Raw genomic sequence first — 7,801 nt, 5'->3', positions numbered from 1 at the left:
CAACACACCGCGCCAGTATTTTTCCATGTCCGGACGGTCCGGCGGTGTCAACCAGCCAAAGCCGCCACCTTCGACAATTGCCTGGGTACAGGCATCGACGATATCGGAAATGTCGCCTGCGGTCAGTTCGGTCACGCGTTCGGCAATGACGCCCGGCTGAATGGTATCAGATGGTGCGATCATGGCTTCCACCCCAGGAAGTTCCCGATGATGGTAAGCCCGGTTTTCTGGCTTTTTTCCGGGTGGAACTGGGTGCCGATCATGTTGTCACGCCCGATCATGGCCGTGATGCTCCCGCCATAGGAAACCGATGCCAGTCGCTGATCCGGGTTGGTGACATGCATGTGATAGCTGTGCACGAAATAGGCGTGATCGCCATCGGAAATGCCTTTAAGGACCGGGTGCGCCTTGCCCGCCGGATCAAGCACCAGCTCGTTCCAGCCCATATGCGGGATTTTAAGGCTTGGGTCGCTGGGCTCGATGGCCACGACTTCGCCAGAAATCCAGTCAAGGCCGTCAGTGACGACAAATTCGCGACCGACGGTCGACATCAACTGCATGCCAACACAGATGCCAAAGAACGGCTTGCCGCCCTTAATCACCTGCTCGGTAAGGACATCAACCATGCCCGTCACGGCATCAAGGCCCGCACGGCAATCGGCATAGGCGCCAACGCCCGGAAGCACGATATGGCTGGCGTTGCGGACCTTTTCCGGGTCATCGGTGACAATGATCTCGTCAGAAAAGCCGGTTTCACGTGCAGCACGCTCGAACGCCTTGGCGCACGAACGCAAATTGCCGGAACCGTAATCAATAATCGCAACACTCATGGGTAGGATGGGCTCCCGGTTGAGGGGGTGGAGGTAAGGGCAGCTGCGGAGTGTGGGACGCGCAGCCGGGAATTTTTTGAACGCTCAAAGCAGCGATGTTCGGCCTCGGTTTCATCATGGCCAGCGACGATATCGACCATCTTCCAGCCTTTTGCGGCCAGTTTGCGCCGACGCAAATCATTGGCGATCAGGCCAAAGCCGATCCCGGTCACAAGTGCCAGGGCAAAGTCCATTTCAGGCCCGCCGTCAAACAGCTCGACCGCAAAGGTGCAGAGAAATGAAACCGCGACAAGACCGAAAAAGCCCAGCCACAGGCGATGGTACAACGCCCAAAGGCCTGAAAGCAGAAAGGCCCAGAAATTGAAGCCTTCGCGGATCAGGATGGCGTTTTCCATCGGGTCGGCATCGCCGGGATGGGTATGGACTGTGTAAACCTTCATCGAAAACCGGTTCTCTGGACCGGTGGCAGAGTGTTGTCTGCTGTGCCACCGGTGTATTTTCGATCAGATCGAACTGACCTGCTTACAAGGAGCCGCCAAGCGTGCCCTTGGTCGAGGGGATGGCATCGGACTTGCGCGGATCAATTTCGATTGCCACGCGCAGCGACCGTGCAAGCGCCTTAAAGGCACTTTCGATGATATGGTGATTGTTCTCACCATACAGGTTCTCGACATGCAGCGTGATGCCAGCCGCCTGGGAAAAGCCCTGGAACCATTCCCGGAACAGCTCGGTATCCATATCGCCCAGCTTGTCGCGGGTAAATTCGACATTCCAGATCAGATAGGGACGGCTTGAAATATCCAGTGCGACACGGGTCAGCGCCTCGTCCATCGGCAGCAGGCAGCTGCCATAACGCGTGATGCCCTTTTTATCGCCAAGCGCCTTGGCAAAGGCTTCGCCGATCGCGATGCCGCTATCTTCGGTGGTGTGGTGGAAATCAATATGCAGGTCGCCCTTGGCCCGGACTTTAAGGTCCATCAGGCTGTGACGCGAAAGCTGTTCGAGCATGTGATCAAGGAACCCGACCCCGGTCTCGACGTCATAAACGCCGGTCCCGTCAAGGTTCAGTTCGACCATGATCTGGGTTTCGTTTGTGTTACGCTCAACGCGGGCCTTGCGCATGCAAAGCTCCTTTCCTGCAGGTATTGATGCATATGACGGGTCGTATGTAGCAATAAAGTCCGACAAAAGCCAGTTCTAGGTGGCTACGCAATGGCCGCAAATAGTGGTTTTCGCGCCCGGATCAGGCCGCCAATCGGGCTGTGCGGTGATATTGGGGCTATTTACGGGTCATGTGATTGACTTCATCCCAGTTTTTTTCGGGCGGATGATCGATAAATTCCCGGCATCTTTCGATATAGATTTCAACCAGCTTTGGTGTGGTTGCAGCTTCCAGATGCGCCTTGAAGGCGTCATGTGCTTCGGCCCATTTCTGGTCGTGATAAAGGTCCATACAGGCATCCCATGCCGCGATCTCGGTTTGCTGCGCGGTGATATCAACAAGGGCGTTGGTGGTATCGTCGCGATCCCCGATCAGCTCAAAGATATCAATCGGCACGCTTGTACCAAGGGGAACGACCCGGTCGACATATCTGAGCAGGAAGTTATCGGATGCGCGTTTTTCAATGGCCTCACTGACAAGGATGCGTGTGCCATAGATCTTGTTAAGTCCCTCGATCCGCGAGGCAAGGTTCACCGCCTCGCCAAGGGCCGTGTATTGCAGGCGATGTTCGGAGCCTACATTTCCGACAACCACCTGATCGGTGTGCAGGCCAAATCGCGTGTAGAGTGGAAACAGGCGTGAATCCTGTGAGATGGAATTCAGCCGTCGACCGGCCAACCGGCAGGCCAATGCAGCCTTGCAGGCATGGTCCACATGGTTGGGATCGTCGGTCGGCGCATTCCAGAACGCCATGATGGCATCACCGATATATTTGTCGATGGTGCCATTTCCGTTGATGGTGATCTGCTGTTCCATCGCGGCAAAATAGTTCGAAAGCTCAAGCGCCAGATCGGTCGGCGAATAGTTTTCGGTCTTCGCAGTAAAGCCCTCGATATCGGTAAACATGATCGATAATTCGCGGGCCTCACCGCCAATTTCGACTGGATTGCCAGCTGACATGATTGATTTCACCACATCTGCCGGAACGTAGGCGCCAAAGCTTTTGAGGCTGAGCTTCATGTTCGCCACGGCCTTGGACAGGGCATCGACCTCGTAGATGTGGGATTCCATATCGAAATCACCGCCGAGATCAAATTGACCGATCTTTTCGGCTTCTTCGGCGACGGCATTGATCTGGCGGCTTAACATCCGCGAGATGATGGCGATCAGGATGACGGTAAAGACAAGGATCGCGGTTGCGATCTGAAGCACATTGCGGGTTGTTGCCTTGATGTCGCCAACAAATTCATCTTCGGGCACGATCAGACCCAGAACCGGCGCGACGCCAAAGATTTCCGGTATCGGTGCCGCCGAGCCGAGATATTTTTTCCCGTCGGTTTCATCAAGGAATTCAAAGAAGGTGTCGGGGTTATTGGTCCAGCTTACGATGGCGCGGCTGACAATCGGGTCGCTGATGGTTCGATTGTCGATCTTGAAAAGTGTCTCATTCTCATTGCCACCATAGGGGCCGTTATAGGCCAGAACCCGCTGTTGCGCATCGAGCATAAAGACCCGGCCCTGTTCGCCAATCCGGATATCGCCAAGGATCTTGTTGACGCTTTCCAGTGTCAGATCCGCACCGACTACCCCCATCAGGCTGCGATCCGGGTTCAGGACGCGCTTTGCAAAGGTTACGCCGGGCTTGTTTGTGCTGTTGAAGGTATAGAACGGACTGACAAAAATACCGTCCTTGTCCTTTGCGCCTTCGTACCAGGCTCGGGTTCTGGGGTCATAGGTGGCAGCACTTTCTTCCTTGCCGGTAACGGTGCCCCAGCCCGATTGATAGAGATAGCTGTCAGTTTTTTCGCCCGACAGGGCGTCATCAATCGTGCGATAGATGATTTTGCTGTCTTTGGGGATGGGCGCATTGCGGGGGCCAAAGGTTGTCAGGCCATCGGGAATTTTGATCACCTGAAAGAACCGACCATCGTCTTCGAACCCGAAAAACAGGCCATAGATTTGCGGTAATCCCTTGATCTGGCTGGCCATCACTGAACCGCCGGTGGGCTCGGATATCGCACCGGGAAAAGACGTGATCATGTCGGCGGTGGTGGTAACAACCTGCCCGACTGGCAGGATTACGTTGATCAGGCCATCGACCGATTTCTGCCGGGCGCTTTCCATTTCGGCACGGGCGGTTTGCAAGGCAAGATTGCGGTTGCTGTTGTACAGAAACGCAACCGTCACCCCCAGCATCACGACCGCAATCGTTGTAAACGCAGCGGTAACGCCAATCTGAAGCCTGATTTTCACCTGATCGTATATCCATCATGCCAGGCGACAGAGTGCCGCCTGTTCACAGAGCGATACTTGAAAGATTAAGTCGCGGCTGATGAAAAACAACAATACGTTGAGTGATCAGGTTAAAAAAATCGCAATGGTTACTCAGAGTTATTCTAAACGAAGTCGAATTTATCGACGTCAAACAGGCCGCGATCGGTCATTTTTAGGTGCGGGATCACCGGCAGGGCCAGGAAGGCGACTTGCAGGAACGGTTCGGGTAAAACACATCCCAGATCCTTGGCTGCCTTGCGAAGATCAATCAGGTGCTCCTCGACAGTTTCGAACGGCTCAAGGCTCATAAGCCCCGCAACCGGCAGGGCCAGTTCGGCCGTGACTTTGCCGCCATCGGCCACCGCAAAGCCGCCGCCCATTTCAATCAGGCGATTGACGGCTGCTGCCATGTCGGCATCGCTTGCCCCGACCACGGTGATATTGTGGCTGTCATGCCCGACGGAGGAGGCAATCGCCCCGCGTTTCAGGCCAAAGCCGCGCACGAAGCTGCGCCCGATATTGCCATTGATGCCGTGGCGTTCAACGACGGCGACCTTGATCACATCATTGTCCAGATCGGGTTTGAGGCCATTATCGCCGATTTCAAGCGTCGCTTCATCGCGGAAGGTCAGGATAAGGCCCGGTTTGACCTTGATCACCGGGGTCTGGTTCTGACCCGGTTTGGGATCGCAGGCAAAGGCCTCTGCTGAAACCGGGGTTGCCTTCATCGACGTCAAACCGACTGGCTCGATGGTTTTGCGTTTTGCAAACAGATCCTTGGTGACAAGGCGACCACCGGCAATGACATCGGTGACGTGGCAGGCTTCAAGATCATCAAGGATGGCGATATCGGCCCGCCAGCCCGGTCCGATCAAACCGCGATCACGCAGGCCGAAAATGCGGGCCGCGGAATGGGACGCGGCGCGATAGGCATGATGGATCTGGCAATTACGTGCCTTCAAATGACCGATTAATCGCGAAACAAGACTATCAAGATGACCTTCTTCGCCGATATCAAGCGGGTTGCGGTCATCAGTGCATAGCGCGACGAAGCTTGAGCTGTTTTCATCGAGAATTTCGGCCAGTGCCTCCAGATCCTTGGACACCGATCCTTCGCGGATCAGGATCGCCATGCCCTTGGCAAGCTTTTCGCGGGCTTCCTCGGCCGAGGTGGCTTCGTGATCGGTACGAATGCCAGCGGCCATGTAGCCATTAAGATCCAATCCGCGGACCAGCGGCGCGTGCCCGTCGATATGGCCATCCTGAAAAGCTTCGAGCTTGGCCATGATGCCCGGATCAAGGTTGAGCACGCCGGGATAGTTCATCATTTCCGCTAGCCCGACGACCTTTTCATGCGACCGGAACGGCAGAAGGTCTTCGATCTCAAGCCGTGCGCCAGCGGTTTCAAAGGCGGTGGCCGGTACGCAGGATGACAGATTAACCCGCACATCCATCACGGTCTGCTCGGCGCAATCCAGGAAGTATTTGATGCCCTCAGACCCCAGAACATTGGCGATTTCGTGCGGGTCGCACAGGACCGTGGTGACACCATGCGGCAGTACACAACGATCAAACTCGAGTGGAGTGACGAGCGAGCTTTCAATATGCAGGTGGGTATCGATAAAGCCCGGCACTGCGAACTTGCCGGTGCAATCAATTTCGGTCTCGCCAGCATAGCTGTCATGGGTGCCGACAATCCGGTCGCCGACAATGGCGATATCGGTTTCGGTGATCTTGCCGGTGATGACGTCAAGCAAGCCGATATTCCGCAGCACCAGATCGGCCTTGATTTTGCCCTGACCGGCAAGAATGCATTTGCCAAGATGGGTTTGGGTAAGATCGCTGCTCATGGTGCCTGGTCCTGTCTTCTTGAAATTCTTTTGCCTCCCCAAGGGTAAAGCATGTCGGGCGGGGATGCCTTGAATTTTTTGGGTATCTCAGCGTTGAAACTGTGTTTTGGTCGACATGAAGGTCGCGCGGTCAGCGGAAGCGGCAGTTGCGGGTGGCTTCTGCCCTTGACCGGGGCGTCTGCCGTGCTAACTCTTGGGCGAAGCAATCGATGAGATTCAAGGATAATTCATGAGCGAACAACAAAGCTGGCATGGCACGACAATTCTGTCCGTGCGCAAGGGCAATGAAGTCGTGGTGGCCGGTGATGGTCAGGTCTCGCTTGGTCCGACGGTGATCAAGGGCAATGCCCGCAAGGTGCGCCGGATCGGCCAGAAGGGCGAGATTATGGTGGGCTTTGCCGGGGCAACGGCGGATGCCTTTACCCTGCTGGAACGGCTTGAAGCCAAGCTTGATCGTCATCCGGGCCAGACGATGCGCGCCTGTGTCGAATTGGCCAAGGACTGGCGAACCGATCGTTACCTTCGCAAGCTCGAAGCCATGATGGCGGTGGCCGACAAGGACGTGTCACTGGTTCTGACCGGCCAGGGCGATGTTCTTGAACCTGAAGATGGCATCATTGCCATTGGCTCGGGTGGCAACTATGCGCTTGCTGCGGCAAGGGCCCTGCTTGATCAGGACCTCAGTGCCGAGGAAATTGCCCGCAAGGCCATGGCGATTGCCGGTGAGATTTGCGTCTACACCAACGGCAATGTCTTATTAGAGAAAATTGATCTTGAGGATGCGAAATAATCAAGGCGCCAAACCGGGCCTTGTTACGGCATTCGTCGCAAAAAGATACGGAATAAATCATGACCCAACATTACAGCCCGCGCGAAATTGTTTCCGAACTGGACCGTCACATCATCGGTCAGAAGGATGCCAAGCGCGCGGTCGCCATTGCGCTGCGTAACCGCTGGCGCCGTCAGCAGCTTGACGAAACCATGCGCAATGAGGTGCTTCCGAAAAACATCCTGATGATCGGGCCGACCGGTGTCGGTAAAACCGAAATCGCGCGTCGCCTTGCCAAACTGGCCGAGGCCCCGTTCATCAAGATCGAAGCGACCAAATTCACCGAGGTTGGTTATGTCGGGCGCGATGTCGAACAGATCGTGCGTGATCTGGTGGAAGTTTCGATCGATCTGACCCGCGAAAGCATGCGCAAGAAAGTCCGCGCCAAGGCCGAAATGCAGGCCGAGGAACGCATTCTGGATGGTCTGGTCGGTGAAAATGCATCGTCTGATACCCGCCAGAAGTTCCGCAAGATGCTGCGCGAAGGTGAACTTCAGCACAAGGAAATCGAAATTAACGTGCAGGAAAGCAGTGCTGCTTCGATGCCGACCATCGATATTCCGGGCATGCCCGGTGCACAGATGGGGATGCTGAACCTCAATGACATGTTCGGCAAGGCGTTTGGTGGCAATACCAAGCCCAAGCGCATGACGGTCGAAGAAGCCTTTGAGCGCCTGATCGATGAAGAAGGTGACAAGCTTCTCGATAATGACAAGGTCACTGCCGAGGCGATTGAAAATGTCGAACAGAACGGCATTGTGTTCCTGGATGAAATCGACAAGGTGGCCAAACGCGGCGAAAGCGGCGGCACCGATGTATCCCGGGAAGGGGTTCAGCGTGACCTGCTGCCGCTGAT

Annotated in this window: 7 protein-coding genes and 1 pseudogene; 2 read left to right on the top strand and 6 right to left on the bottom strand. The window is 55.6% G+C overall.

The genetic code is table 11. The annotated features are described in order from the left end of the window. From B2T33_RS05035 to ade, 6 genes and pseudogenes are all read right to left on the bottom strand, one after another. Positions 1 to 183: pseudogene (locus B2T33_RS05035) on the bottom strand (GNAT family N-acetyltransferase); the annotation flags it as partial. Next, a complete protein-coding gene (gene hisH / locus B2T33_RS05030) occupies positions 180 to 830 on the bottom strand; it encodes an imidazole glycerol phosphate synthase subunit HisH (protein WP_197146357.1) in 651 nt (216 codons plus the stop codon). The pseudogene B2T33_RS05035 and the gene hisH, both read right to left, overlap by 4 nt. After that, positions 827 to 1,270 (bottom strand): DUF2628 domain-containing protein, encoded by a 444-nt coding sequence (locus tag B2T33_RS05025; protein ID WP_197146358.1) that lies wholly within the window; start codon positions 1,268 to 1,270, stop codon positions 827 to 829. Before B2T33_RS05025 ends, hisH begins: the two co-directional genes overlap by 4 nt. An 82-nt stretch (positions 1,271 to 1,352) precedes the next feature. Continuing rightward, complete coding sequence (hisB, locus tag B2T33_RS05020; protein WP_197146359.1) at positions 1,353 to 1,952, bottom strand: imidazoleglycerol-phosphate dehydratase HisB; 600 nt, start codon at positions 1,950 to 1,952, stop codon at positions 1,353 to 1,355. A 157-nt stretch (positions 1,953 to 2,109) separates the two neighbouring features. Then, a complete protein-coding gene (locus B2T33_RS05015) occupies positions 2,110 to 4,245 on the bottom strand; it encodes a cache domain-containing protein (protein ID WP_197146360.1) in 2,136 nt (711 codons plus the stop codon). 143 nt (positions 4,246 to 4,388) lie between these two features. Further along, positions 4,389 to 6,116 (bottom strand): adenine deaminase, encoded by a 1,728-nt coding sequence (ade, locus tag B2T33_RS05010; protein ID WP_197146361.1) that lies wholly within the window; start codon positions 6,114 to 6,116, stop codon positions 4,389 to 4,391. A gap of 229 nt (positions 6,117 to 6,345) precedes the next feature. Here ade and hslV point away from each other — a divergent pair, with 229 nt between their 5' ends. Together hslV and B2T33_RS05000 are read left to right on the top strand one after the other, a co-directional pair. Further along, positions 6,346 to 6,906, top strand: a complete 561-nt coding sequence (gene hslV, locus B2T33_RS05005; protein WP_008888827.1) for an ATP-dependent protease subunit HslV — start codon at positions 6,346 to 6,348, stop codon at positions 6,904 to 6,906. Positions 6,907 to 6,965: 59 nt separating this feature from the next. After that, positions 6,966 to 7,801 (top strand): AAA family ATPase (locus B2T33_RS05000; RefSeq protein WP_286791305.1); only part of this gene is annotated, 836 nt, incomplete at its 3' end.

This window comes from Thalassospira sp. UBA4513 (assembly GCF_002388495.1).
Classification (GTDB): Bacteria; Pseudomonadota; Alphaproteobacteria; order Rhodospirillales; family Thalassospiraceae; genus Thalassospira; species Thalassospira tepidiphila.
Note: the sequence above shows the minus strand (reverse complement) of the source record. Positions and strands in the feature narration are given on the sequence as shown.